This window comes from Comamonas sp. wu1-DMT (assembly GCF_040187805.1).
GTDB classification, from domain to species: Bacteria; Pseudomonadota; Gammaproteobacteria; order Burkholderiales; family Burkholderiaceae_C; genus Comamonas; species Comamonas thiooxydans.
On record NZ_JBANEM010000026.1, the window covers coordinates 23,881 to 49,907 of the forward strand.

General features: G+C 62.3%; 16 protein-coding genes and 1 pseudogene. 12 read left to right on the plus strand and 5 right to left on the minus strand.

What is annotated here, in order from left to right; translation table 11 throughout:
* Positions 1-16: 16 nt before the first annotated feature.
* Positions 17-3,184: an efflux RND transporter permease subunit gene (locus tag V8Z78_RS24280; protein WP_349732302.1), complete on the plus strand. Its 3,168-nt coding sequence runs from the start codon at positions 17-19 to the stop codon at positions 3,182-3,184.
* Positions 3,181-4,621, plus strand: a pseudogene (locus V8Z78_RS24285) (efflux transporter outer membrane subunit). Before V8Z78_RS24280 ends, V8Z78_RS24285 begins: the two are co-directional and overlap by 4 nt.
* Before the next feature lie 133 nt (positions 4,622-4,754).
* On the opposite strand, the gene V8Z78_RS24290 reads toward V8Z78_RS24285, so the two are convergent.
* Both V8Z78_RS24290 and V8Z78_RS24295 read right to left on the minus strand, forming a co-directional pair.
* The gene (locus V8Z78_RS24290) at positions 4,755-5,393 is read right to left on the minus strand and encodes a TetR/AcrR family transcriptional regulator (RefSeq protein WP_003062413.1); all 639 of its coding nucleotides are present in this window, start codon (positions 5,391-5,393) and stop codon (positions 4,755-4,757) included.
* A 170-nt stretch (positions 5,394-5,563) separates the two neighbouring features.
* A complete protein-coding gene (locus tag V8Z78_RS24295) occupies positions 5,564-6,064 on the minus strand; it encodes a flavodoxin family protein (protein ID WP_224648310.1) in 501 nt (166 codons plus the stop codon).
* Positions 6,065-6,616: 552 nt separating this feature from the next.
* Between V8Z78_RS24295 and V8Z78_RS24300 the strand changes: the two genes are divergently transcribed.
* The 6 genes from V8Z78_RS24300 to V8Z78_RS24325 all read left to right on the plus strand — a co-directional run bounded on the left by V8Z78_RS24300 (position 6,617) and on the right by V8Z78_RS24325 (position 18,570).
* Positions 6,617-9,757 (plus strand): bifunctional diguanylate cyclase/phosphodiesterase, encoded by a 3,141-nt coding sequence (locus V8Z78_RS24300; protein WP_349732303.1) that lies wholly within the window; start codon positions 6,617-6,619, stop codon positions 9,755-9,757.
* Between the two features lie 51 nt (positions 9,758-9,808).
* Positions 9,809-10,138 carry a YnfA family protein gene (locus V8Z78_RS24305; protein ID WP_003062402.1) on the plus strand — a complete coding sequence of 110 codons (330 nt, stop codon included), beginning with the start codon at positions 9,809-9,811 and terminating at the stop codon, positions 10,136-10,138.
* Between the two features lie 252 nt (positions 10,139-10,390).
* Entirely contained in the window at positions 10,391-13,918 is a 3,528-nt protein-coding gene (smc, locus tag V8Z78_RS24310; protein ID WP_349732304.1) for a chromosome segregation protein SMC, read from the plus strand.
* A 36-nt stretch (positions 13,919-13,954) separates the two neighbouring features.
* Positions 13,955-15,304, plus strand: coding sequence for a hypothetical protein (locus tag V8Z78_RS24315; protein WP_003062398.1), 1,350 nt, complete (start codon positions 13,955-13,957; stop codon positions 15,302-15,304).
* Between the two features lie 63 nt (positions 15,305-15,367).
* On the plus strand, positions 15,368-17,494 hold the full coding sequence (gene ligA / locus V8Z78_RS24320) for an NAD-dependent DNA ligase LigA (RefSeq protein WP_012838694.1): 2,127 nt from the start codon (positions 15,368-15,370) through the stop codon (positions 17,492-17,494).
* 29 nt (positions 17,495-17,523) lie between these two features.
* The gene (locus V8Z78_RS24325; protein ID WP_003062395.1) at positions 17,524-18,570 is read left to right on the plus strand and encodes a patatin-like phospholipase family protein; all 1,047 of its coding nucleotides are present in this window, start codon (positions 17,524-17,526) and stop codon (positions 18,568-18,570) included.
* 43 nt (positions 18,571-18,613) lie between these two features.
* On the opposite strand, the gene V8Z78_RS24330 is transcribed toward V8Z78_RS24325, so the two are convergent.
* The 3 genes from V8Z78_RS24330 to V8Z78_RS24340 form a co-directional block, all read right to left on the minus strand.
* Entirely contained in the window at positions 18,614-18,964 is a 351-nt protein-coding gene (locus tag V8Z78_RS24330) for a DsrE family protein (RefSeq protein WP_012838692.1), read from the minus strand.
* A 76-nt stretch (positions 18,965-19,040) separates the two neighbouring features.
* On the minus strand, positions 19,041-19,886 hold the full coding sequence (gene dsbG / locus V8Z78_RS24335; RefSeq protein WP_052052741.1) for a thiol:disulfide interchange protein DsbG: 846 nt from the start codon (positions 19,884-19,886) through the stop codon (positions 19,041-19,043).
* 56 nt (positions 19,887-19,942) lie between these two features.
* On the minus strand, positions 19,943-21,310 hold the full coding sequence (locus tag V8Z78_RS24340; RefSeq protein ID WP_349732305.1) for a prolipoprotein diacylglyceryl transferase family protein: 1,368 nt from the start codon (positions 21,308-21,310) through the stop codon (positions 19,943-19,945).
* Between the two features lie 238 nt (positions 21,311-21,548).
* On the opposite strand from V8Z78_RS24340, the gene V8Z78_RS24345 reads away from it, so the two are divergent.
* The 4 genes from V8Z78_RS24345 (at position 21,549) to V8Z78_RS24360 (ending at position 25,935) form a co-directional block, all read left to right on the plus strand.
* Positions 21,549-22,223 carry a response regulator gene (locus V8Z78_RS24345; protein ID WP_349732306.1) on the plus strand — a complete coding sequence of 225 codons (675 nt, stop codon included), beginning with the start codon at positions 21,549-21,551 and terminating at the stop codon, positions 22,221-22,223.
* Positions 22,223-24,040 (plus strand): ATP-binding protein, encoded by a 1,818-nt coding sequence (locus V8Z78_RS24350; RefSeq protein ID WP_349732307.1) that lies wholly within the window; start codon positions 22,223-22,225, stop codon positions 24,038-24,040. Before V8Z78_RS24345 ends, V8Z78_RS24350 begins: the two co-directional genes overlap by 1 nt.
* Positions 24,041-24,220: 180 nt before the next feature.
* Positions 24,221-24,940, plus strand: coding sequence for a c-type cytochrome (locus V8Z78_RS24355; RefSeq protein WP_045839462.1), 720 nt, complete (start codon positions 24,221-24,223; stop codon positions 24,938-24,940).
* A gap of 17 nt (positions 24,941-24,957) precedes the next feature.
* Entirely contained in the window at positions 24,958-25,935 is a 978-nt protein-coding gene (locus V8Z78_RS24360; protein WP_003062380.1) for a c-type cytochrome, read from the plus strand.
* The last annotated feature ends 92 nt before the right edge of the window (positions 25,936-26,027 follow it).

Sequence of the window (26,027 nt, forward strand, 5' to 3'; positions counted from 1 at the left end):
AAGGCAGGCGACACACATGGCTCAGTTCTTCATCAACCGGCCCATCTTTGCGTGGGTCATCGCCATCATCATCATGCTGGCCGGGGCTTTGTCGATCAAGCTGCTGCCGCTGGAGCAGTATCCCGAGATCGCTCCACCCCGCGTGACCATCGGCGCCCAGTACACGGGTGCTTCGGCCGAGACGGTCGAAAACTCGGTGACGCAGATCATCGAGCAGCAGATCAAAGGCATCGACAACATGCTCTATATGAGCTCGACCAGCAATGCCTCCGGTCAGGCTCGCATCACGCTGACCTTTGCTCCGGGCACCAATGTCGACGTGGCGCAGGTGCAGGTGCAAAACAAGATCCAGGGCGCGGTCAACCGCCTGCCGGACTCCGTGAAGACGCGTGGCGTCTTCATCAACAAGGGCGGCCAGGATTTTCTGGTCACCTACAGCTTCTATTCGCCCGATGAAGATGTGACCGCAGTGGACATCGGCGACTACATCAACAGCAATTTGGTGGACATCATCGGTCGCATCGAAGGCGTCGGTGACATCAACGTCTTCGGCACGCCCTATGCCATGCGCATCTGGATGGACCCCGCCAAGATGGAGAAGTACGGGCTGATCCCCTCCGATCTGAGCAGCGCGCTCAACGCGCAAAATGCCCAGGTCTCGGCGGGTCAGCTGGGGGCCTTGCCCGCGGTGCAGAACCAGCAGCTGAACGCGACCATTACGGCGCGTACCAAGCTCAAGACCGTGGAGCAGTTCGAGGACATCGTGCTCAAGTCTTCGAATGACGGCTCGGTCGTCACCATCAAGGACGTGGCCCGGGTGGAACTGGGGGCCGACAATCTCTCCATCCAGGCCAAGCTCAATGGTATGCCGGGCGCAGGCATGGGCATCATCCTGGCCGATGGTGCCAACGCCATGGCGGTGTCGGATGCAGTGGCGGCCAAGCTGGCCGAGCTCAAGCCCTTCTTTCCCAATCAGATCGACTATTTCGTGAGTTCGGACTCCACGCCCTTTGTGCGGGCCTCGATCAGCGAAGTGGTGCATGCGCTGGGCGAGGCCATGGTGCTGGTGGTGATCGTGATGTTCGTGTTCCTGCAGAACTTCCGCGCCACGCTGATCCCCGCCATTGCCGTGCCGGTGGTGCTGCTTGGGACCTTCGGCGTGCTGTCCGTCGCGGGCTTCTCCATCAATACCCTGACCATGTTTGCCATGGTGCTGGCCATCGGCCTGCTGGTGGACGATGCCATCGTGGTGGTCGAGAACGTGGAGCGGGTGATGCACGAGACGGGCAAGTCTCCCAAGGAGGCGACGCGCCAGTCCATGAAGGAAATCACGCCTGCGCTGGTCGGCATCGGGGTCACGCTGTCGGCGGTGTTTGTGCCCATGGCCTTCTTTGGCGGCTCCACGGGTGTGATCTATCGCCAGTTCTCCATCACCATCGTGGCGGCCATGGCGCTGTCCGTGTTCGTGGCCCTGACGCTGACACCGGCGCTGTGCGCCACGCTTCTCAAGGCACCGGATCGCAGCCATGGCGACGGCCATGAGCGTCCCATACGCTCCGGGGTGCTGGGCATCAACGACCGGTTCTTCCGCTGGTTCAACCGCAATTTCGATGCCGCCGCCAATCGCTACCAAAGCACCGTGGCCTTCAGCCTGGGCCGGGCCAAGCGCATGATGCTGATCTTCCTGGCCGTGCTGGCCGCGGTCTGGCTGCTGATGGCCAAGCTGCCCACTTCCTTTCTGCCCGATGAGGACCAGGGCTTTGTCTACGTCAACGTGAACCTGCCTTCCGGTGCTTCGAATGCCCGTCTTCAGGAAGTGCTTGACCAGGTGCGCGAGTACCTGGCCAAGCAGCCGGATGTGATCAGCTTCAACCAGGTGTCCGGTCTCAACGGCGACCAGAGTTCGGCGCGCGGCTTCATCCGTCTGAAGCCCTGGAGCATGCGTCCGCTGCCTTCTCAATCAGCCGCGGCCATTGCGAACAAGGCGACCAGGGAGCTGGCCAGCATCCGTGATGCGCGCGTGCAAGTGGTGCTGCCGCCTGCAGTGCGCGGCCTGGGTTCGAGTTCGGGCTACAACTTCATGATCAAGGACATCAATGGTGTGGGCCACGAGGCACTGCTCGCCGCGCGTGATCAGGTGCTTGGCGAAATGCGCGCCAACAATCTGCTGACTGCCGTGCGCACGACCAATCTGGAAGACGCCAGCGAGCTGCGCGTGGATGTGGATGAGCGCAAGGCCGCTGCGCTGGGACTGGCGTACAGCGACATCAACAGCGTGCTCTCCAGCGCCATGGGTGGCACCTATGTGAACGACTTCTTGAACAATGGTCGTGTCAAGCGTGTCTACATCATGGGCGATGCCCAGTACCGCATGCTGCCCACCGATATCGCCAAATGGACGGTGCGCAACAACAAGGGCGAGATGGTGCCTTTCGGAGCCTTCTCCAAAAGCTACTGGGCCTACGGCTCACCCCAGCTGCTGCGCTACAACGGCAGCCCGGCCTATGAGTTCGAAGGCCGTGCCGCAGCCGGCATCAGCTCGGGTACCGCCATGGAGACGGTGGAAGATATCTTGAAGAAGCTGCCCAACGGCATTGCCTACGAATGGACAGGCGCTTCTCTGCAGGAGCGCCAGTCCGGTGCGCAAGCGCCCATGCTGTATGCCATCTCGATTCTGTTCGTCTTCCTGTGCCTGGCTGCACTCTATGAAAGCTGGACGGTGCCGCTGTCGGTGATGCTGGCCGTGCCGCTGGGTGTGGTCGGCGCACTGCTGGCGACCTATACGCGTGGCTTGACCAACGATGTGTATTTCCAGGTCGGTCTGCTCACGACCGTGGGTCTTGCGGCAAAGAACGCGATCCTGATCGTGGAGTTTGCGGTGCAGCTGCAGGAGCAGGGCAAGAAGCTGTTCGATGCGACTGTGGAAGCCGTGCGCCTGCGTCTGCGACCCATCCTGATGACTTCTCTGGCCTTTGGTTTCGGCGTGATCCCGCTGGCCATCGGCACCGGCGCTGGCGCTGGTGGTCGCAATGCCATCGGCACGGCCGTGCTGGGCGGCATGGTGGCATCGACGGTGCTGGGTATCTTCCTCGTGCCGGTGTTCTTCCTGCTGGTTCGCAGCTGGTTCAAGAGCCGCTCGCGCAGCGATGAGGCACCTGACGTCAACAAGGAGAGCGCAGCATGAGGCGCCCGAGCATGAAATTTTCGACCATGGCGGCCGCCGCAGTGACGGCCTTGCTGGCGGGCTGCAATCTGGCTCCGGCCTATAAAACGCCTGATCTGCCCGTGCCCGAGACTGTCTCAGGCAACGCCTTGCCGGCCCAGGCGAGCGAGGCGGCGCTGCAACAGGCCCAGGCGCTGCAATGGTTGCAGTCGCCGCAGCTGCGCGAGGTGGTGGCGCTGGCGCTGAGCAACAATCGCGATCTGCGTGCCGCGCTGGAAAACATCGAGAAGGCGCGCGCCCAGTACGGCATCACAAGAGCCGATCTGCTGCCTGGCATCACGGCCCAGGCGCAGAGCAATCGCACGCGCACCGCAGGGGATCTGACGACGGCCGGGCGTTCCAGCATCACCGAGCAATACACGGCTCAGCTGGGTTTCGCCAGCTATGAGCTGGACCTGTGGGGGCGCATCCGCAATCTGAGCGAAGCCTCGCTGCAGCAGTTTCTGCAAAGCCAGGACAACCGGCGCAATGTGCAGATCGGCCTGGTGGCCGATGTCGCCAATGCCTGGCTGACGCTGGCGGCCGATCAGGCGCGCCTGCAGCTGGCCAAGGACACGCTGGACAGCCGCATCAAGGCTTTTGAGCTGACACGGCGCATGCATGAACTGGGCTCGACCTCCGGTTTGGTGCTGGCTCAGAACCAGACCACGGTCGATACGGCGCGCGGCGATGTGGCCAGCTATACCTCCCAGGTCGACAGAGATCGCAATGCCCTGCAACTGCTGGTGGGGGGGGGCGGTGCCCGTGCAACTGCTACCTACTGCGCAGACCCTGGCGGGCGCGGCAGACACGGCGGCTCTCAAGGTCGTGCCCGTACCCCTGCCATCATCGGTACTGCTCAAGCGTCCCGATGTGCAGGCCGCCGAGCGCAATCTGAAGGCCATGAACGCGAATATCGGCGCAGCCAGAGCGGCGCTGTTTCCCAGCATCACGCTCACTGGCAGTGTCGGTACCGGCAGCAACGAGCTGGACCGTTTGTTCGGTAACAACAACAGCACCTGGAGTTTCATCCCTCTGGTCAAGCTGCCGATTTTTGATGGCGGTCGCAACCGCGCCAATGTGCAAGTGGCCGAAAGCAATCAGCGCATTGCACTGAGTCAGTACGAGAAGTCCGTGCAGACAGCCTTCAAGGAGGTGGCGGATGTGCTGGCCGACCGAGCCCAGTGGGATGAGCGGCTGGCCGCCCAGACAAGCATGGTGGCCAATACCCAAAAAGCCTTCGATTTGTCGAATGCTCGCTTCAAGGCCGGCGTGGACAACTATCTGACGGTGCTGGATGCGCAGCGCAGCCTCTATACCGCGCAGCAGACCCTGATAGGCCTGCGCCTGTCTGAGCAGCTCAACCGTGTGACTCTGTGGAAGGCGCTGGGCGGGGACGAGGCCGCACAGCAGGGTTGATGGGCGGACTCGCTCGATAAAAAAAAGCTGCAGCCTGAAAGACTGCGGCTTTGTTTTTTGATAGCTACTAGCGCTTTACCAGAAAGCGATTGAGCCGGATTTCATTGAAATTTCGGCGCGTCAACATCCAAGGTCATGGCATCTTGAATAGCAGAGCCACCTGGAGTCGGAACAGGGTTCCAGCATTCATGGGCACTTCGGGATGGATGACGGTGTTGTTCATCATCGCCAGCCACAGCGGTGCGAGCAGCAATTCCGGGTGCTGCACCAGCTCGGGCGCCTTGAGTTCGCCACGTTTGGCGGCCAGCTGCGCGAGCCGGGTGAAATGCTCGAGCAGGGCATCGTGCACGTAGCGGCGATACATCTGCGCCAGCAGCGGAAACTCCAGGCCTTCGGCGACGACCAGCCTGGCCGTGGCAGAGCGGCCGCTGCTGTCGATGACCTCTGCCGCAGCCCCCACCGTGCGCAGCAGATACTCGCCCACCGATTCATGCTCGTGCATGGGGCTGGACTGCAAGGCCACGGCGGCAGAGGCGATATGTGTCTGGATCACTGCCTCGAACAAGGCTTCCTTGCTGTCGAAATAGCGAAACAGCGTGACCTTGGACAGTCCTGCGCGCTGTGCAACCGAAGCCGTGGTGCCACGCGCATAGCCGTGTTCCAGAAATTCTGCAAACGCAGCCGCCACGATGGAGCGGCGTGTGGCCTGGGTCTTTTGTGGACTGGGGCCGCGTGGCGTGCGCTTGGGGCGTGCGGTGTCTGGTTCAATCATGGACGCAAGAGCTGGTGAAGTCGCAGACTATGCCTGCATGGGAGCGCGCATCGGGGAAAAGCGTGCGCAAGCAATGATGGCACATTTATACAAGCCGATTCGAAGGCTCCATTTTTGCCTTTGTATGGAGCCTGTCCTGCCCGGAATGATGCGGGCAAACCCTTGTTTTTCTAAAAAATGCCCAAGGCCAGTCCCGTGGCCAGTGATTGCCCCAATTCTTCGCAGCGCTGCAAATCGGCGGACGGTATCTGTTTGGGGGCGAGTATGGCCTCCGGCGTCTGGGCATGGGTGCAGATGATGAGCGGCTCTGCCACGGCCTTCAGGCGCCAGCCGGTGGCAATGCGTTCCATCTGCCTGGCTGCGTTATGACCGTCGCTGCCGGCGCAGACCAAACTGGCATAGGGTCGGCCCTGTATCCGGTCGAGCACGCCGTAATAGCTTCGATCGAAGAAGTCCTTCATCAGACCGCTGATGGCGGCCAGATTCTCCGGTGTGGCAAACAGATAGCCCTGAGCTTGCAGCAGGTCTTGCGGGCCGGCCTGGGAGGCATGCAGCACGCGGACCTCGACGGATTCCTCCTGCTGGGCGCCGGTGCTGGCCGCTTCAACCATCTGGAGTGTGCCGCCAGTCAGTGAGTGGTAGACGATCAGCAGGGTCGTGCGTTGTGACATGGTTGCTTTATTGCCGGTGGACAAACCGCAGGCGCTTGCAGGCGGGAATAACCGGGTAGAGCGCTGTGGTTCTGCTTGATTGTTGCTAAAAAGATACGGGTTGCCGTGGTTTGTGATGCGGCCTGAATGGGACTAAGCTCCGACAAATATTGACATTTGTCAATTTTGCGACCTGGGGTTGCTCTTGATTTTGCAGCGCTTTGTATTGGATATACAAGCTTATGCCTATGATTTGATCTAAATCCAGACGCAATCATGCCAAGGCTTTCAGGGTAATCACTTGGTGTGACTGTTCTTTGGATGTAGGTTTGCTCCTACAAACTATGTCGCTCCTCATCTTGGCTCATGGTGCTGCAGCCTTTGCTGCAAGGCGCCACTGCCGACTGGAGCCACCTCGCAACTCAGGAATCTTGTGTTTTTTGCATGTCGCAATTCGCAACTCAGCCAGTGATGAAAATGCGTAAACCCTGGTTGGCGCTGCTGGCATTGGGTTTTGGAATTTCCTGTGGCAGTTTGGGGGGCTGGATGCTCCATCAACGCCAGGAGTCGCGCATGCAACAGCGCTTGCAGCTCAGTGCCGATATGGCGACGCGAGCTTTGGAGCAACGCCTGGGCAGCTATGACCGTCTGCTCGTCAAGCTCGCCGAGCAAATGGCCGGCAATGCGGATGCGGGCCAGCAGGTGTTTGCCCAGCATGCCCATGCTCTGCTCAGTCAGGATAGTCTGGTGGGGCTGCAGGCCCTGAGTCTGACCCGTGCAGTGACTGCGGAGCAGCACACCGATGTTGCGCGTGATTCACAGGCCTTCGAGGTTTCCTACGTCTGGCCGTTGATAGGCAACGAGGCGCTGGCGGGAAGCAACGCGCGTCAGCCGGCGGCGGCATTTCATTCCTTGATGCAGGCGTGGAACTCTCGCCAGATGTCGATGTCGGCTCCATTTCGCTTTCTGCAACTGCCCGATAGCCCCAAGGGCGTGGTGTTGCGGGCTCCGCTGTGGGCTGCAGAAGAGGGGGGCGGCGTCGCCGCGATCGGGAAATCTTCCGGAAAGCCGCTCGGGACGCTCAATGCCCGGATCCGTCTGGGCGAATTTGCGAGGGGGCTGGTTCCGGCCAACCTCTACCCTCAGGTCGCTTTCAAGCTGGTGGATCTCAGCCCAGCCGACCCATCGCCAAAGGCTGGTGGGGACCACATGAGACTGAGCACACCGCTGTCGATGCTTGCTGGCGGTGCGGAAATCTTGTTCACTGGCTCACTGTGGGCGGAGGCGGAAACCCATCCTGAATTTGCCTTGATCAAGCCGCTGGAGCGGCAGATACAGGTGTATGACCGCATCTGGTCGCTGCAGTTCAAGCCTGCGCTCAGCACTCAGAGAAGGTTTGAGAGGTATCTGCCCTGGCTGGTGTTGGGCCTGGGTTTGCTGGCGGGGCTGGTGCTGGCTGCCTGGGTCTCGGGCTGGTGGCAAAGCCGCTGGAGCTGGAGCCGGCGCCTCAAGTTCAGTGCGCAGGCAAGGCAGGAGAGTGATGCGCGCTTTCATGCCATGTGCGAGCAGGCGGCCATGGGCGTGCTCGAGCTTGATATCGCCACGCGCAGCGTACTCAAGGTCAACCAGCATTTCTGTCAGTTGCTGGGCTATGAGGCTCAGGAAATTCACAGACGCAGCGTGCTGGAGCTGGTCATGCCCGAAGACCAGGCGCACTGTGCGCAACTGCTTGAAGGACTGGACCTGCAGCAGTTCCAGCACAATGCGGGCGAATTCTGTCTGCGTTCCAAGGAGGGCGCGCCAGTCTGGGTCGAACTCAATGCGTTTCTGACCGGACGTCATGAATCACGGCGCCTGCAGGTGCTGGTGCAGGACATCAGCGGGCGCAAGCGCCTCGAGCAGATGGAGCGGCTGGGTCATCAGCAGTTGCGCAATCTCATGCAAAGACTTCCGGTGGGTCTGGTCATGGAGGATCTGGATGGGCGCCTGGTCTACTGGAACGAAGAGTTTCTGCGTCTGGCTGGCCATGGGGGCAAGCCCGGCGTATCAACCCAGCAGTGGTGGGAGCGCATGTTCCCCGATGCCGCTGAGCGCGAGCGCGTCATCCAGCGCTGGGAAGTCGCCAAGGCTCAGGCCCGCCGGACATTGCAGCTGCGCCAATCCGAGCGTGTCGACGATGTGCAGGCTCAGTGGGACGAGCTCGCCACCGAGGCGTCGGCTTGCACGGTGTCTGCGCAGACATTGATGCTCAGTGGGGTAGACGGCCTGCGCCGCCCGGTCGCGGTCAGTGCCGTGTTGCAAGCCGAAGGGTGCTTGATGGTGCTGCAGGATCAGAGCCAGCGCATGGCGGCCGAGCAGGAGGTCCGCCGTCTGGCCTTCTACGACGCCTTGACTGGCCTGCCCAACCGGCGCCTGCTGGCTGATCGGCTGCAACAGGCTCTGGCCGTGGCGCAACGCAAGGCCCATTTTGGTGGTGTGGTGCTGCTGGATATCGACAACTTCAAAGCCTTCAACGAGACCTATGGCCTGGATCAGGGCGATTTGCTGCTGCAGTCGATGAGTCAGCGCATCCGTGGTCTGCTTCCTCCAGGGGCCACGATTGCTCGTCAGGGCGGCGATGATTTTGTGCTGCTGATCGAGGACCTTGGCAGCGATTCCGTGGCGGCTGCCGCCAGGCTGGAGCAGCAGGCCGACCAGTGGCTGAGCCGCTTGCGTGAGCCCATAGAGATCGGCGGCATTCCGCGCTCCATTACCGTCAGCATGGGCCTGAGCCTGTTTGGCGAGCCAGAGCTGACGGGTGAAGAAGTGCAGCGCCGCGCTGAAATGGCCATGTACCAGGCCAAGAGCCAGGGGCGCAATGTCAGTTGCTTCTTCGACCCTCAGCTGCAATCGGCGCTGCAGGAACGCCGTACGCTTGAGCAGGACATGCGTGCCGGTCTGCAGGCCGGTGAATTCGAGCTGTTCTATCAACCCCAGGTGGAGATGGGCAAAGTGATTGGCGCCGAAGGTCTGCTGCGCTGGAAGCATCCTGAAAAAGGCTTTGTCCCTCCTGCGCATTTCATTCCGCTGGCCGAGGAAACAGGCGTCATCCTCCCCCTGGGCGACTGGGTGCTGCAAGCCGCCTGCCAGCAACTGGCGAAATGGGCCAAGCACCCCCGTTATGCGCAACTGGTGCTCTCGGTCAACGTCAGTCCCAAGCAGTTCCATCAGAGCGGATTTGTCGAACAGGTGCTCAAGGCGCTGGCCGAGCATGGGGCCGATGCGCGTCGGCTCAAGCTGGAGCTGACCGAAGGCATGCTGGTCTCCGACGTGGACGACACCATCGCCAAGATGATGCGCCTGAAGTCCTACGGCATCGGATTTTCGCTGGACGACTTTGGTACCGGCTATTCCTCGCTGTCCTATCTGAAACGGTTGCCGCTGGACCAGCTCAAGATCGACCGCAGCTTTGTGCGTGACGTGCTGACCGATCCCAATGACGCGGCCATTGCCCGCACCATTGTGGCTCTGGCCAAGAGCCTGAGTCTGCATGTGATCGCCGAAGGCGTGGAGACCCAGGCGCAGTGCCGTTTTCTCGAAGGCATACGCTGCTATGCGTGGCAGGGGTATCTGATGAGCCCGCCCGTGCCGGTCAGCGAGTTCGAGAGCCTGGTCACCAATGGCAATGTGCCGGGATCTCCGACGCCGGCTCTCAGTCCGGTGTCCATGCGCTGAGGCGGTTCATGCTCTCTACAATGCCCGCATTTCGCTGTGTGAGAGATTGAATTGCCTGAAATCAAGACCCTGCTGTTATTTGTCCTGACCGCCGTGGCGGAGATTGTGGGCTGCTACCTGCCCTGGCTCTGGCTCAAGCAGGGCGGCAGCGCCTGGCTGTTGCTGCCCGCCGCGGTCAGCCTGGCCTTGTTTGTCTGGCTGCTGACTTTGCATCCCTCGGCCTCGGGTCGTGTCTACGCGGCCTACGGCGGCATCTACATCAGCGTGGCGCTTCTGTGGCTGTGGCTGGTGGATGGCATCAAACCCAGCGTCTGGGATATGGCAGGGGTGGCCGTCTGTCTGCTGGGGGCGGGTTTGATTGCTTTTCAGCCGCGCACCTGAGGCATCCGCTGCTCTCTTATTTGATCAAAATCTGCCCCAATCCCTTGCCGATCCTGCGCAGGCCGCTATGGTTTGCGTGTATGCAGCAATCTTGGCTGACGAGGGGGCAGGCCGCGTTATGATTCCCGTCTGTTGACGGTTGCGAGCAAGAACAGGGCTTTTTCAAGTTTTGCGTTTGTGCAACCGCTTTTGCCGTTTTTCTTTCCCAATCACAAGCCTTTGCTGGCCAGCCTCTAGACCGACACCGACACCGTGCGCCTGAATTCCATCAAGCTCTCCGGCTTCAAATCCTTTGCCGAGCCCACCAATTTCATTCTGCCGGGGCAGATGGTCGGCGTGGTGGGGCCCAACGGTTGCGGCAAGTCCAACATCATGGATGCGGTGCGCTGGGTGCTGGGGGAGAGCAAGGCCAGCGAGCTGCGTGGCGAGTCCATGCAGGACGTGATCTTCAACGGCACCACGCATCGCAAGCCGTCCAGCCGTGCCAGTGTGGAGCTGACCTTCGACAACAGCGACCACCGCGCGGGCGGTCAGTGGGGGCAGTTCGGCGAAATCGCCGTCAAGCGCGTGCTCACGCGCGAGGGCAACAGCAGCTACTTCATCAACAACCAGCCCGTGCGTCGTCGCGACGTTCAGGACGTGTTTCTGGGCACGGGTCTGGGACCGCGTGCCTACGCCATCATCGGTCAGGGCACGATCAGCCGCATCATCGAGTCGCGCCCTGAAGAGCTGCGCCTGTTCCTCGAAGAAGCGGCCGGGGTTTCCAAGTACAAGGAGCGTCGTCGTGAGACGGAAAACCGCCTCTCGGCCACGACCGAGAACCTCACCCGTGTGGAAGACATTCTGCGCGAGCTCAATGCCAATCTGGACAAGCTGGAAAAGCAGGCCGAAGTTGCGGCCAAGTACAACGGCCTGAACGCCCAGGTCACGCTCAAGCAGCACCAACTGTGGTTCATGAAGCGGGCCGATGCCGAGGCCGAGCAGGACCGCGTGCGTGTCGAAGGCCTCAAGGTCGTCAACGAGCTCGAAGAGCGCATGGCCGATATCCGCAACAACGAGAGCGGACTCGAGACCCTGCGCCAGTCGCACTACGACGCCAGCGATCAGGTCAATCAGGCGCAGAGCAAGCTCTACGAAGCCACGGCCGAGGTCGGCAAGCTGGAGGCCGAAATCCGCTATGTGGTCGAAGGCCGTCAGCGCGTGCAACTGCGTCTGCAGCAACTGGCCGAGCAACTGCTGCTGTGGAGCAGCCGCAGCGAAGAGGCCCAGGGCGAGATCGAGAACATCGAGGGTGCGGGCATGGATGCCGAAGAGCAGGCCGAGATGCTGGCTGCCCAGCTCGAGGAGCAAAGCACCCGCCTGCCCGATCTGGAAGATTCTCTGCATAAGGCGCAGAAAGCCGATGCAGACCAGCGCAACTCGGTGGTGCAGGTGCAGCAGCAGATTCAGGTGCTGGCCGCCGAGCAGCGCAGTCTCGATGAGCAGCGCCGTCAGTTTGAAACCCGTTACGAACGTTTGCGGGCCGACCGCAATGCACTGGAAACGCCGGACGAAGCGCGCCTGAACAATTTGCAGGCGCAGCTGGCCGAGACGCAGGAGCTGGCCGAGATGGCCGATGCCGTCCTCAATGAGTTGCAGGACAGCGTGCCGCAACTCGATGAGGATAGGCGCGCACGCCAGCAGGCCGTGAATGCCGAAAACAGTCGTCACGCCGATCTGTCGGCGCGGCTGGATGCGCTCAAGGCCTTGCAGGAAAAGGTCAAGACCGATGGCAAGCTTCAGCCCTGGCTGGCCAAGCATGGGTTGGACGGCATGCAAGGCCTGTGGAGCCGCATAGCCATCGAGTCGGGCTGGGAAAATGCGCTGGAAGCCGCACTGCGCGAACGTCTGGGTGCGCTGGAAGTCGGTCGCCTCGACATGGTGCGCGGTTTTCTGGGCTCCGGGGGGCTGGACGCTCCGCCGGCCCGGCTGGCCTTTTTCAGCCAGGCTCAGGCAGCGGGAGCACCTGTGGCTGCGCGCTTTGCGCGTCTCAGCGATCTGCTCAAGATCAATGATGCCGGCCTGCGCGCCGTGCTGGTGGACTGGCTGACGGGCTGCTATACCGCGCCCACGCTCGACGAGGCCCTGGCCAAGCGTGCCGATCTGCAGGCTGGCGAGACCATTTATGTGCCCACCGGCCATGCGGTGACCGCGCACAGCGTGACCTTTTATGCGCAGGACTCCGAACAATCGGGGCTGCTGGCGCGGGCGCAGGAAATCGAGCACCTGGAAAAGGAAGTCCGCGCCCAGGCGCTGATCGCCGATGAATCGCGTTCGGCCTTGGTGCGCGCCGAAAGCGCTTATGCCGATGCCTCGCAGCGTCTGGTGTCCGCACGCCGCGAAGCGAGCGAGTCGCAAAGCCGTGCCCATGAGCTGCAGGTCGAGACCTTGCGCCTGTCTCAACTGGCCGAGCAGGCGCGCGCACGCAATGCGCAAATTTCGGCGGATCTGTCCGAAGTCGAAACCCAGCTCTCCGATATCGAAGAGCGCAAGGTCGCCGCCGAGGCCCGCTTTGAAGAGCTGGACATGCAGTTGGCCGACAGCCAGGAGCGCCATGCCCAGCTGGGGGATCGCGTGCTGGAGGCCGAGCGCCGCCTGAACGAATCGCGCGAGCAGTTGCGCAGTCTGGAGCGTCAGGCCCAGGAGGCGACCTTCTCGCAGCGCACGCTGCACGCGCGTCGCGCCGAGCTGTCGCGCACCATCGAAACCGCCAGCCAGCAGGCCAAGTCCCTGGCCGAGGAGCAGCAACGCGCTCAGGACGAACTGGCAAGACTGTCTGATGCCGCAGCGCAGGGCGGCCTGCAGGATGCGCTGGATCTGAAGATGCAGCGCGAAAAAGACGTCGCCGAGCGCCGCAGCGAATATGAGGATCTGACCAATAAGCTGCGTGCCAGCGACGAGCGCCGCCAGAGCCTGGAAAAGGCACTGGACCCGCTGCGTCAGCGCATCACCGAATTCCAGCTCAAGGAACAGGCCGCGCGCCTGGGACTGGAGCAGTACAGCAATCTGCTGACCGAAGCCGAGGCCGATCTGGCTGCTGTGGCTCAGTCGATTGCCGAAGGAAATGTGCGCATGCACGGCCTGCAAGGTGAAATCGACCGCCTGCACCGCGAAATCCAGGCCCTGGGGGCCGTGAATCTGGCCGCGCTGGATGAGTTGACCCTGGCGCGTGAGCGCAAGACCTTCCTCGATGCGCAGATGGATGATCTGACCAAGGCCATGAACACCTTGGAAGAAGCCATTCGCAAGATCGATGCCGAGACGCGGGATTTGCTGACCGGCACCTTCGACATCGTCAATCGCCATTTTGGCCGCATGTTTCCCGAGCTGTTCGGTGGCGGTCAGGCCAAGTTGGTGATCACTGGCGACGAGATTCTCGACGCCGGGGTGCAGGTGATTGCTCAGCCGCCCGGCAAGAAGAACCAGACCATTCACCTGCTCTCGGGCGGCGAGAAGGCGCTGACCGCGATTGCGCTGGTGTTTGCCATCTTCCAGCTCAACCCAGCGCCATTCTGTTTGCTGGACGAGGTGGATGCTCCGCTGGACGACGCCAATACCGAACGTTATGCCAAGCTGGTTTACAGCATGAGCAAGGGAACCCAGTTCCTGTTCATCAGTCACAACAAGATCGCCATGGAGATGGCTGAGCAGCTGATTGGTGTGACCATGCAGGAACAGGGCGTTTCACGAATTGTTGCGGTGGACATGGAGTCCGCCCTCTCCATGGCTGAGCTATCCTGAGCCCGGTCATCCCCTATTGAAGAACCGTTTTCTCACATGAGTAACTTGCAAATCAGTCTGGCCGTCCTGGGTGTGGTGCTGTTGGCGCTGATCGTTGCCTACAACTCCTGGACTGCGCGTCGCAATGCGCCCAAGCGGGCCGAGCCTGAGGAAGAAAGCACAGATCCTCAGCGCCTCGAGCCCGGAATGAACACCGTCGGTCATGGTGCGGACCTGACCAAATACCAGCATGAGCCCGTGCTGGGGGATTTCGGCAAGGCCATTCCCGGTACCGAGCCCCTGCAGATGCCCGAATCCGCAGGTCGCTTTGCCGAAGCCGATGCCGAGCTGGCCCGCCTGGTGGCGCGCGAAGCCCATGAGGAAGCGCAGCGTCAGGAAGCTCTGGCGGCCGCCCAGCACAAAGCCGAGACGACCGAGGCTGCGCATGCTGTGCAAGAGGTGAACGCTCAGGGCACGGATGCAGCCATTGCTGCAGTGACCGAGCAGGCCGTGCAGGCTGTGGAGCCCGTGTTGACGGACGCTCCTCTGGCCGCCTCGATTCCTCCCGCCCCGTCAGTGGAGCGACGCGGCCATCTGGATGCGCTGATCGATGCGATTGCTCCGATCACCGTGGCCCAGATTGTTCCTGGTGAAGTGGCCTTGCAGGCCCAGCCCAGTACCCGCCGTGCCGGCAACAAGCCCTTTGCCATTGAAGGCATGAACCAGGACAGCAAGCAGTGGGAGCCGTTGCAGACCGGCCAGCGCTATCTGGGCTTTCAGGCCGGTGTCCAGCTGGCCAACCGTACCGGTGCACTCAACGAGATCGAGTTTTCGGAGTTCGTCACCAAGGTGCAGCGTTTCGCCGATGCGTTGGGCGCCATGGCCGACGTGCCCAATATGCTCAACGAGGTCTCGCGTGCACGCGAGCTCGATCAGTTCGCCAGCGAGCACGATGCGCAGCTGAGCTTTATGCTGCGTGCGCGTCAGGCGTCCTGGAGTGCTGGTTATGTCCAGCAAAATGCCCAGCGCCTGGGCTTTGTCATCACGCCCATGCCGGGCCGCATGGTGCTTGCCTCGCCCATCCAGGGCCTGCCTCCGGTGCTGGTGCTGAACTACGACCCCCAGGCCGCCATGGGCGATGATCTGGATCAGTCCGTCGTGCGCGAATTCCTGCTCAGCCTGGACGTGGCCCAGGTGCCGCGCGGGCAGCAGCCGTTTGCGCGCCTGCGTCAGGTGGCGGAGCAACTGTGCCAGACCATGGACGGCGTGCTCTGCGACCAGAACGGCTATCTGCTGCCGGTCTCGGCGCTGGACCCGATTCAGCATGACCTGGAGCTGCTCTACGACAAGCTCGACAGCGCAGAGCTGTCGGCCGGCTCACTTCTTGCCAGAAGGCTTTTCAGCTAAAACAAACAGGCCAACAATGTTGGCCTTTTTTATCCCGGACTTTGAATTTCCAGCGGGCAGAGCATGACCGAGAATTTAGATCTTTTTTCCGCTGAACCCCAGGGCCAGAAGCCATCGACAGCTATCAATGCAGGCGTGCCCGAAAGCGTGACGAGCAAGGTGGCGGCATTGCGCGCCCAACTCCATCAATGGGCACATGAGTACTATGTACTCGATACGCCCACGGTTCCCGACGGGGAATATGACCGCGTCTATCAGCAACTCGAAGCGCTGGAGGGGGCTTACCCCGCACTCGTTACGCCGGACTCTCCCACGCAGCGCGTGATCGGTGCGGTGCTGGACGGTTTGACTCCGGTTCGCCATGCCGTGCCCATGCTGAGCATCCAGACAGAGACCGATAACGAGGCCACGGGTGCCATTGCCTTCGACCAGCGTGTGCGCAAGGAGCTGGGGCTGGATGAGTCCGCTGCAGCCATCGAATATGTGGCCGAGCCCAAGTTCGATGGCCTGGCCATGAATCTGCGTTATGAAAACGGTCGCCTGGTGCAGGCCACCACGCGCGGCGATGGCGAGGTGGGGGAAGACGTCACGCACAATATCCGTACCATTCGCCAGATTCCCCTGACCCTGTCCGCAGGCCGCGATGTACCCCCCGTGGTGGAGGTGCGAGGCGAGGTGCATATGGCCAAGGCCGATCTGGACAAGCTCAACGCGCGCCAGCAGGCCGCAGGTGCCAAGACCTTTGCCAATCCGCGCAATGCGGCGGCCGGATCGGTCCGTCAGCTCGACTCGAATATCGCGGCCCAGCGTCCGCTGTCGTTCTTCGCCTATGGTCTGGGCGAGATCACGCCGCCGCAGCAGGGCGGGCCGGACTTCGGCACGCACTACGCCATGCTGCAGACTTTGAAGTCCTGGGGCTTTCCGGTTGCACCGCAAGTCAGTATTGCGCTGGGTGCTTCTGAACTGGTAGCGTTTCACGAGCGCATTGGTGCCGAGCGCGCCAATCTGCCCTATGAAATCGACGGCGTGGTCTACAAGGTCAACAGCCTGGCACTGCAGCGTCAGCTGGGCTTCAAGTCGCGCGAGCCGCGCTGGGCCGTGGCGCACAAATACCCGGCGCAGGAGATGCCTACGCTCATGGAAGCCATCGATGTGCAGGTGGGGCGCACGGGCAAGTTGACGCCCGTGGCCCGCCTGGCTCCTGTGCAGGTGGGCGGTGTGGTGGTGACCAATGCCACGCTGTCCAATCTGTTCGACATCCGCAAGAAGGGTGTGCGCGTGGGCGATCAGGTCATAGTGCGCCGTGCGGGCGACGTGATCCCCGAGGTGGTGGGACGGGTGCCGGGCGAGCGGCCTGCTTATGTGCCCAACTTCCGCATGCCCAAGACCTGTCCCATCTGCGGCAGCGAGGTGGTGCGTGAAAAAGGCGAGGCCAACCACCGCTGCACGGGCGGCCTGTTCTGTGGCGCACAGCGCAAGGAGGCAATCTTGCACTTTGCGCATCGCCGTGCCATGGACATCGAAGGTCTGGGCGACAAGCTGGTCGATCAGCTCGTGGATGCCCAGGTGGTGCGCGTGCTGCCTGACCTTTACAGGCTGGGCCTGAGCTCGCTGGCAGCGCTGGATCGCATGGCCGAGAAATCGGCCCAGAACGTGCTGGCAGCCCTGGAAAAATCCAAGAGCACCACGCTGCAGCGCTTTCTGTTTGGCTTGGGCATTCGAAATGTGGGCGAATCCACGGCCAGGGATCTGGCCAAGCATTTCGGCAAGCTCGACGCCATCATGGACGCCAGCGTGGAGGAGTTGCTGCAAGTCAAGGATGTCGGGCCGGTGGTGGCAGACAGCATTCACACCTTTTTTGCCCAGCCCCATAACCGCGAGGTGGTGGAGCAACTGCGCGCCTGCGGTGTGCATTGGGAGGAAGGTGAGCCGGCCGAGAAGGCTCCTCAGATTCTGGCCGGCCTGACCGTGGTGCTGACCGGCACCTTGCCCACGCTGGGCCGCGACGCCGCCAAGGATATGCTGGAGGCGGCGGGTGCCAAGGTTTCGGGTTCGGTCAGCAAAAAGACCAGCTATGTGGTCGCAGGTGCCGAGGCGGGCAGCAAGCTGGCCAAGGCCGAGGAGTTGGGCGTGCCCGTGCTGGACGAAGCTGGCATGCTGGCTCTGCTAAGGGGCGAGCAGCCCGGTTGAGTCGGCTGTAGAAGCAGCAAGGAGGCTACATGAACAAATTGCGACGTAAACCCGTGGTGGGCCTGGCCCTGGGCAGCGGCTCCGCAAGAGGCTGGGCGCATTTTGGCGTGCTGCGCGCGCTGCGCGAGGCCGGTGTCAGCCCCGACATCATCTGCGGCACCTCTATTGGCTCATTGGTCGGTGCAACCTATGCCGCCGGCGAAATGGATGCCTTCGAGAGCTGGGTACTGGGCCTGGGCAAGCGCAAGGTCTTCGGCTTCATGGACTTCAATCTGGGCGGCGGATTGCTCAAGGGCGAGAAGATCATCGAGTTCTGGCGCGAGAATTTCGTCCAGGAAACCGTGGAGCAACTGGGCACGCCGTTCGGCTGCGTGGCCACCGATCTGCAGACAGGTGCCGAGGTCTGGCTGCGCAAGGGCTCGATTGCCGAAGCCGTGCGTGCTTCCATCGCCTTGCCCGGCCTGTTCACTCCGGTGATGCGAGAGGGGCGGCTGCTGGTCGATGGCGGTCTGGTCAACCCGGTGCCGGTGTCGCTGGCGCGCGCCATGGGTGCGGACATCGTCATCGCCGTCGATTTGAATGCCGACATCATGCGCAGACATATGAAGCCCGTTGACATGAGCGAGAGCGAGATCAACCTGCATTCCCGCGAGCTCAGGGTCTCGCAGCTGCATCTGGATGAGGAAGAGCCTCCGGTGCCGCTGGGCCAGATTCCTGAAGCGCTGGCGGCGAATGGCTCACCGCTCGGTTGGGCGGGCGCATGGATGCGCAGTATGACGAGCGTGAAGACATTGTCCTCATCCGTCATGCGCAGGGGGCGCAAGGGGGAGGGAGATGCCGAGGACGGTGCTTCTGTGCCTGTGCCCTCGCTGGTCAATGTGGTCATGGCCAGTGTCAACATCATGCAGATGCGCATCACCCGCAGCCGCATGGCGGGTGACCCGGCCGAGGTGCTGATTGCTCCGCGTCTCTCGCATGTCGGGCTGATGGACTTCTACCGGGGGCGCGAGTCCATCGATGAAGGCTATGCCGCAACTCAGCTGGCGTTGCCTGCGCTCAAGGACTGGGGTCTTTAGCCCGGAGTGCGCACGGCTCTGGAGTGTCGATGCCGCAGCCTGCTCAGCTGCGGATATAGGTCCAGCCACCTTGCTGCATGCGGGCGATGGCTTCGACGGCGCCCATGGGCAGCACCTGAATATTGTCCGGTGCGCTGATGCCGGCGTTCCTGAGCGTGTTGGGGCACAGCAGCACATGTGCCAGAGCAGGACCCATGTCGTCCGGCTGGTCCAGCACGGCTTGCACGGCCTGGGCATTGACGACAATCCAGACTTCCAACTCGGGGTTGGCGGCTTTCAGGTTCTTGAAGTTGCCGCGTGCGCGGATCAGTGCTTGCGTGCTGGGTGCGTGCAGCACGATGCGGGTGCTGGGGCGCAGGGCGGGCAGCAGGGTGTTCCAGTCAGGTCGGCTCATGGTGTTGGGGCAGATTTGCTAGCGCGATGATAGCCGCTTGCAAATTCTGTGCAGGGGCTATGCGGTGACTTGAATCCTAATGTGCTGGCGACTTGGCGGGAGCTTTGTCCATCAACTCGTCCAGCAGCCCGGGCGGCATGCCGGTGCGGATCTGCACCAGCCCCTGGGCATTCTTCCAGATCGTCGCGGGTGTGGCACGCAGGCCTGCATTGCTCATCAGCGCGGCGTTGTTGGCTAGTGCATCGCGGGCCGACAGGGGGATGCGCTGCAGCGGTGCAATACCCAGGACATCGGGATTCTTGCCATGAGCGTCGGCATAGGCCATGGCATGGCTGGCAAGAGCCTGCTCGGGTGCCTTGGAGGCCAGAATGGCGGCGGCCTTGCCTTCGCTGCTGGGGCGCAGCATGCCCACCAGAATATGGCGCAACTGCAGCTGGCCAGCTTGCACCAGTGGCCTGGCATCGCGCCAGAGCTGGTTGCAATAAGGGCAGTTGGGATCGGTGAACACATAGGCGATGCGGGCGGCATCGGGCTTGCCGTCGCCAATCCAGTGTGTACGCTCCAGATCGGTCCAGAACTCCTGGCCCATGGGCTTTTGCACGGCGTTGTGCAAGGCTTTGGCGTTGACATCCTTGCCCTGGGCATCGATGACGGTGCCAATCACCCAGTGCTTGCCGTCAGGCATGCGGTAGATGGGGATGGGCTGCTGGTCGCGGTAGGCGGCCCAGGCCTTGAGGCCGCCGGCGCTTTGCATGGGGCCCACGATCTGCAGGCCTTGCTCGGCGAGAAACTGCGCTGAGGGCAGGTCGCTGCTTGCCGCACCGCTTGCTGCAGCGCCACTGGCGGCAATCACGTCGCGGGTATAGGCCACGGCGACTACGGTGGCTGCGGCTGCAGCGAAGATGGGGAGGATCAGCGCCATCCATTGGCGTGACAGGGGCTGTAAACGTGGCACGATAAACCTTTGTCCATCTTGAGTCATGGGGCCTGTGTTGGAGGCGCAATGATGCGCAACTGCTCGCTCAGGCTTGCGCGGGAGAGCTCCCCCGTACGCGTGGACCGCAGGCGTCCGTTCGCGTCATAGAAATAGGTGGATGGCAGGGCGCGCTGCTGCCAGTGCTGACCGGCGAGCTGCTCTGGGTCCAGGAGCACCTGGGCTGGGGGGAGAGGCATGGACTGCAAATAGCGCAGCACTGCAGCGGCGTCTTCACCCTGGTTGATCCAGATGAAACGCACACCTGGATGGTCTTTTTGCGCTTGGGCCAGTACCGGCATCTCGCGCTTGCAGGGCGGGCACCAACTGGCCCAGAGGTTGATGACCAGCGGTTGACCGCCGTAGCTGCGCAGATCCGTGGGCTGAGCGGCAGCGCTGACCAGCGTCAGAGAGGGGAGTGAAGACTCTGAAGGCTCAACCCAATTTCGCAATGTGTAAGCTGCGATCAGGATGAACGCACCCACACCCAGGGACTGCAGCACGCCACGTTTCAGGAGTGCATGGCTGCGGCAGCTCCAGGCTGCCCAGAGAACCGCCACCAGCAGTCCGGCCCAAAGGTTCCAGCCACCGTCGCGAATATCCAGAATCTGCAGCACGCTGGAGGGAGATGCGCTCACGGGCCCCCAGTACTCGGGCCACCATTGCACGACGTAGGCCGTGCGCGCCGCCACCAGTCCGGCAAGCGTGGCGTGAAGCAGCACAGTCTCTACAGGCTGATTGCTTTGCCGCTGCCTGAGCCGCGCCCACCACTGGCTGGCAAACAATGCCAGAAATGCGGCAAGAGCCATGGTGGGCAGAGCGAGAGGGCCTATCCGCACACTGGCGGGCAAGGCCAGTGCCTGCAACAAGCCGGGTTGAGCTGCTTCGGTATTGCCTTCGTCAAGGGCTGGAGTCGGGGCATCCGCATTCCCGTCCATGCCTGCTTGAGCGGCGCTGATGCTCTGCTGCTGTACCGGGTAGCAGATGCCTATCTCGGCACAGCCCTGCCATTGCAGCTCCAGCGGCCATTGTGCCGGCCGTTCAGGCAGCGCAGCCTGAATGCGCAACTCCCGGTGAAAGACCTGCACACGGCCAAAGAAGGCATCGCTCAGGGTCCGACCTTCGGGGATCTGCAGCGGTATTGGCTGACCCTGAGCATCGAGCAGGCGCAACTGGTCGCGGTAGAGATAGTGACCAGGAGCAATATTCCAGCGCAGCTCCAGCAGGCGGCGGCCATCAGCCTCTGTTTGGATGGCGCTTTGCTCGGTGTGGACCAGCTCGAAAGCCTGTTCAGCAGTCAGGACTTCGGGTTGCGCAGCGGGCTTGTCGGCACTCAGGCCGGGCAGGGTCAGCGGCTGTGCCCAGGCAGTCATTCCCGTCAGCAGGACTGAAAGCAGAACGAAGGCTGCGGCAGAGCGAAGAGACATGAATGGTGGTGGCTGAGTGTCTTGGATGAGGCAGCCCCGCATCTTGGGCGCAAGGGATTAAGCAGGGGTTAACGCTGCGAAAAGACAAATCTGCGATGCTCGACCGCTTCGGATAAACAAGGTGCGTAACAGGTACTCACATCTCCGGATGTGATGGTGCGGGTGGCGGTTGCGCAGTGAAAAAATGCATGTGCTGTTAGTGGAAGATAACGCTTTGGTCGCCAGCGGGGTGAAGGCGGGCCTGCAGCTACAGGGCTTTGGCGTGGACGTGGTGGGTTGCGCCAGCCAGGCTGATGCGGCACTCAAATCCTCCCACTTCGATGTATGTGTGCTGGATCTGGGTCTGCCCGATGAGGACGGTCTGCATCTGCTGGCGCGGTGGCGCCGTCAGGGGCTGGAGCTGCCGGTGCTGGTGCTGACCGCACGTGATGCAGTGGACCAGCGCATCGAAGGCTTGCAGACCGGAGCTGACGATTATCTGGTCAAACCCTTCGATCTGCACGAGCTGGCGGCGCGGCTGCATGCGCTGCTGCGACTGGCGGCGGGGCGTACCGTGGACTGGATTGTGCTGGGCGATGTCAAAGTGGATCTGGCCGCCGGCCAGGCCATACGGGAGGGCAGCATCGTGGACCTGTCGCGTCGTGAATGGGCGTTGCTGCGCGCGCTGCTGCAGTCGCCCGGGCGAGTGCTGAGCCTGGAGCAACTGCGCGACAGCCTCTATGGCTACAGCCTTGATGTGGAAAGCAACGCGGTCAATGTGCATGTGCACCATCTGCGTCGCAAGCTGGGCTCGGACATGGTGGAGACCGTGCGTGGTGTGGGCTTCAGATTAGGGCGCGTGCAGGGAGGCAGTTGCTGATGCGCAGCCTGCGGGTCCGTTTGCTGGTCTGGCTGTGTCTGGCGCTGTGCACTCTATGGGGCGGTGTGGCAGCATGGATGTTTGCCGACATGAGGCATGAGCTGCGTTCCGTGCTCGACGACCGGCTGATTGCATCGGCCCGCATGGTGGCGGGCATTGTTCACCAGTTCAAGCCGCACAACACCAGTCCCGAGGACTGGGGTCCCATGCTCAATGTGGTGGCTCGTGATGGTGTGGCTTGCGAGGTCAGCATGATTCGCAGCGAAGTGCATACCGCACCTACACATGATGCTATGGATGCAGATGCTGTGTCGGACGAGGCGAGCGGCAAGGCGGCTCGCCCAGCCCTGATTCCGGCATCTCCGCTGGATGCACCGCGCGCCAAAACTGCAAAGACCGGCCGCGCCGAGGACTCCGCAGATACGGCCTCCGAGCAGGCGGCCGAGCCTACCGATTCTCAGGTGCTGGCTCGCACTGCGGGTGCGCCCAGCTTCCAGGGGCCGCTGCCGCTAGGCTTCTCGAGCATCACCAAAGGCGGCAAGCCCTGGCGTACCTATGTGCTTGAGGAGCATGGCGTGCGCATTGCCACGGCCGACCGCATCGATGTGCGCGAGGGGCTGATACATGGTTTCGCCTACACCATCATCCTGCCCTTTGTGCTGGCGCTGCTGGCCAGCATGGTGTTGATGTGGTGGGGGGTGACACGCGGCCTGCGCCCCCTTGAGTCGCTGCGCCAGGAGTTGAGCGAGCGTCCGCCCGGAGACGATTCGCCCGTGGCGCAAGGCAGGCAGGTCAAGGAGCTGGCGCCACTGGTGCAGACCATCAATCACCTGCTGCAGCGCGTGCACAAAGCCATTGAGCGCGAACGTCGCTGGAGCGACGATGCCGCCCATGAGCTGCGCACTCCGCTGACTGCCGTCAAAACCCATGTACAGGTGGCGCAGATGGCGGTGGCCAATGCGGGGTCTCAGATGGTCGCTTTGAGGGATCAGCCCGGCGCTGGCAAAGAGGATGCTGCGCCCAGGCCGATTTCGGAGACCGCACAGTGGCAGATGACCCGGCAGGCGCTGGAGCAGGCGGGGGAGGGCGTGGAGCATTTGCAGCACACGCTGGAGCAATTGCTGCTCTTGGCCCGGCTGGATTGTCAGCCGGTGGGCGAAGGTGCAGGAGGCTCTCGTGCCATGGCCTGCGGTAGCGAGCCCGCCTGTGCGTGGGAGGCTCTGGAAAAAGCCTGGGGATTGGCCGCCACGGCCATTCCTTCAGGCTCGCTGCGCTTGCGCTGGTTGCCTCAGCAAGCCCTGAATGACGCCAGGCTGCAGGACTTGCGTGTGGCCGTGCCTCAGCCCCTGCTGGTGTCGGCATTGCGCAATCTGATGGAAAACGCCTTGCGCTATGGGCAGCAGGCAAGTGGCGAGCCGGACGACTCTGCGGTGCTGCTCGGCCTGCGCCACATTCCGCAGCTGGCGCAGGTCGGCGGCGACAAGCCACAGACGATGTCTGTCAATCCTGCCGGTTATGTGGAGTTCACAGTGATTGACCATGGGCCCGGGCTGAGTAGCGAGGACTGTGCCGTGGCGACCCAGCGCTTCTGGCGCAAGCAGCATCAGGCCCATGGCAGCGGTCTGGGGCTGGCGATAGTGCAGCGCATTGCACAGTGCAGCGACGGTGAGCTAGAGCTGCTGCCCTTGGCCCAGTGGCAGCAGCATAAGGGCTATGCATTCGAGCAGGTGCACAGCGGCCTGGCGCCAGAAGCGGTGACAGGGCTGGTGGTGCGTTTATGCCTGCCGGTGAAGTCCTGTGCTGCGCCGCCTGATTAGTCAGATTGGGGGCCAATTGTTTGCAGCATTAATTGGCTCTTAATCTTCTATAAGTATCTTCGGGCAATGTGCTTGCTGTCATTGGGCTGCTTTGGCTCGTGACATTCCAGGTCAGACGTCGGCGTTCAGCACACGCCTGATGTGCGGCAGATCTGAGCCGCTTAAATCTCCATTCCCAAGATGAATCGCTTGAACACAAAGACTCTGCCCCGGTCGTGGGTGGCTGTCGGCATTTCCATGCTGATGGCGACCAGCGCCTGGGCGCAAGAACCTGCTGCCGCCAAGGCTGCATTGAACGGCAATGTCGCTGCCGGTGCAAAGATCGCTCAGTCCGGCTCGGCCGGCGGCGCGGCCGCCTGCGTCACCTGCCATGGTGCCAAGGGCGAGGGCCAGCCTGGCTTCCCCGCACTGGCGGGTCAGCACGCCGGTTACCTGGAGCGTCAGTTGAACCAGCTGGCGGCCGGTGCCCGTCAGTCCGCTGTCATGGCTCCCATGGCCAAGGCCTTGAGCGAGCAGGAACGCGCCGATGTGGCCGTCTATTACGCCAGCCTGCAACTGCCTATCAAGAGCGTGCGTGGTGCCTTGCCCGGCAAGAGCGACGATAGCGGTGCCTGGTTGGTCGAGCGTGGTCGCTGGGCCGACGGCATTCCTGCCTGTGCGCAGTGCCATGGCCCCGGTGGCGTGGGCGTGGGCAAGGACTTTCCGGCCATCGGCCATCTATCTGCCGACTATATGCAAAGTCAGATCGATGCCTGGAACAAGGGGCAGCGTGAGGCCGGCCCACTGGGTCTGATGGGGGCTGTAGCCAAGAAGCTCACGGCCGATGACGTCAAGGCCGTTGCTGCGTACTACCAGCGCCTGCACAACCCCGCTGCTGCCGCAGCAACCGCCAAGCCTTAAGAGTTCGGGAGTTGACAATGTCGGACAAACAACAAACTGCTTCCAAAAGCTCCAATCTCGCTGAATACGCGGTGGTGGCCTGCCTGTTCGCCGGTCTGGGCGGCGCGCTCTGGTATGGCATGAGCATCAGCAGCCCCAAGAAGGCTGAAGAACCAGCCAAGGTGGCCGCGCCTGCTGCAGACGCCAAGGCCGTGACAGTGGCAGCCAAGCCCGGTGAATTCACACCTCCCGGCGTCAGCGACTATCCGGAAGGCCCCATGGGCGAGTGGGTGCGCCGTGGCGAAGCGATCTTCACACGCACGCCGGTCAATGCCGTAGGCTTCTCGGGCAACCCGCTGAGCTGCACCAATTGCCACCTCGACGCAGGTCGTTTGAAGGGCGCAGCCCCCATGTGGGGGGCCTACCCCATGTACCCGGCCTATCGCAAGAAGACCGACCATGTGGACACCTTTGCCGAGCGCGTGCGCGGCTGCTTCATGTACTCCATGAACGGCAAGGCACCGGACGACGGTCATGACGTTCTGGTGGCACTGGAGTCCTATGCCTACTGGATGGCACAGAAGGCTCCCACGGGCGAGAAGCTGCCCGGTGCAGGTTTCAAGAAGGCGGGCAAGCCCGAAGAGACTCCCACCTATGAAGCCGGTGCCAAGGTTTATGAAGCCAAGTGCGCGCTATGCCACGCTGCAGACGGCAAGGGCCAGTTTGTCGGCGATGTGGCCGTGTTCCCGCCGCTGTGGGGCAAGGACTCCTATAACTGGGGTGCCGGCATGCATGACATCGACAAGGCGGCCAACTTCATCAAGAACAACATGCCCTACGGCAATGCAACGCTGAGCGATCAGGAAGCCTGGGATGTGGCGACCTTCATCAACAGCCAGGAGCGTGGCCAGGATCCGCGCTTCAACGGCAATCTGCAGGCCACGGCCGAAAAGCACCATGGAAAGTACTCCATGTACGGCAAGGAAGTGAACGGCAAGCTGCTCAAGGGTCTGTAAATGGACGCTTGATTAGGTCTGCCGGATGCAGGCTCAAGGCCAGCCCTGTAGCCGGGGCCGGCCTTTTTTGGTGATCGGGGTGATCAGAGTGG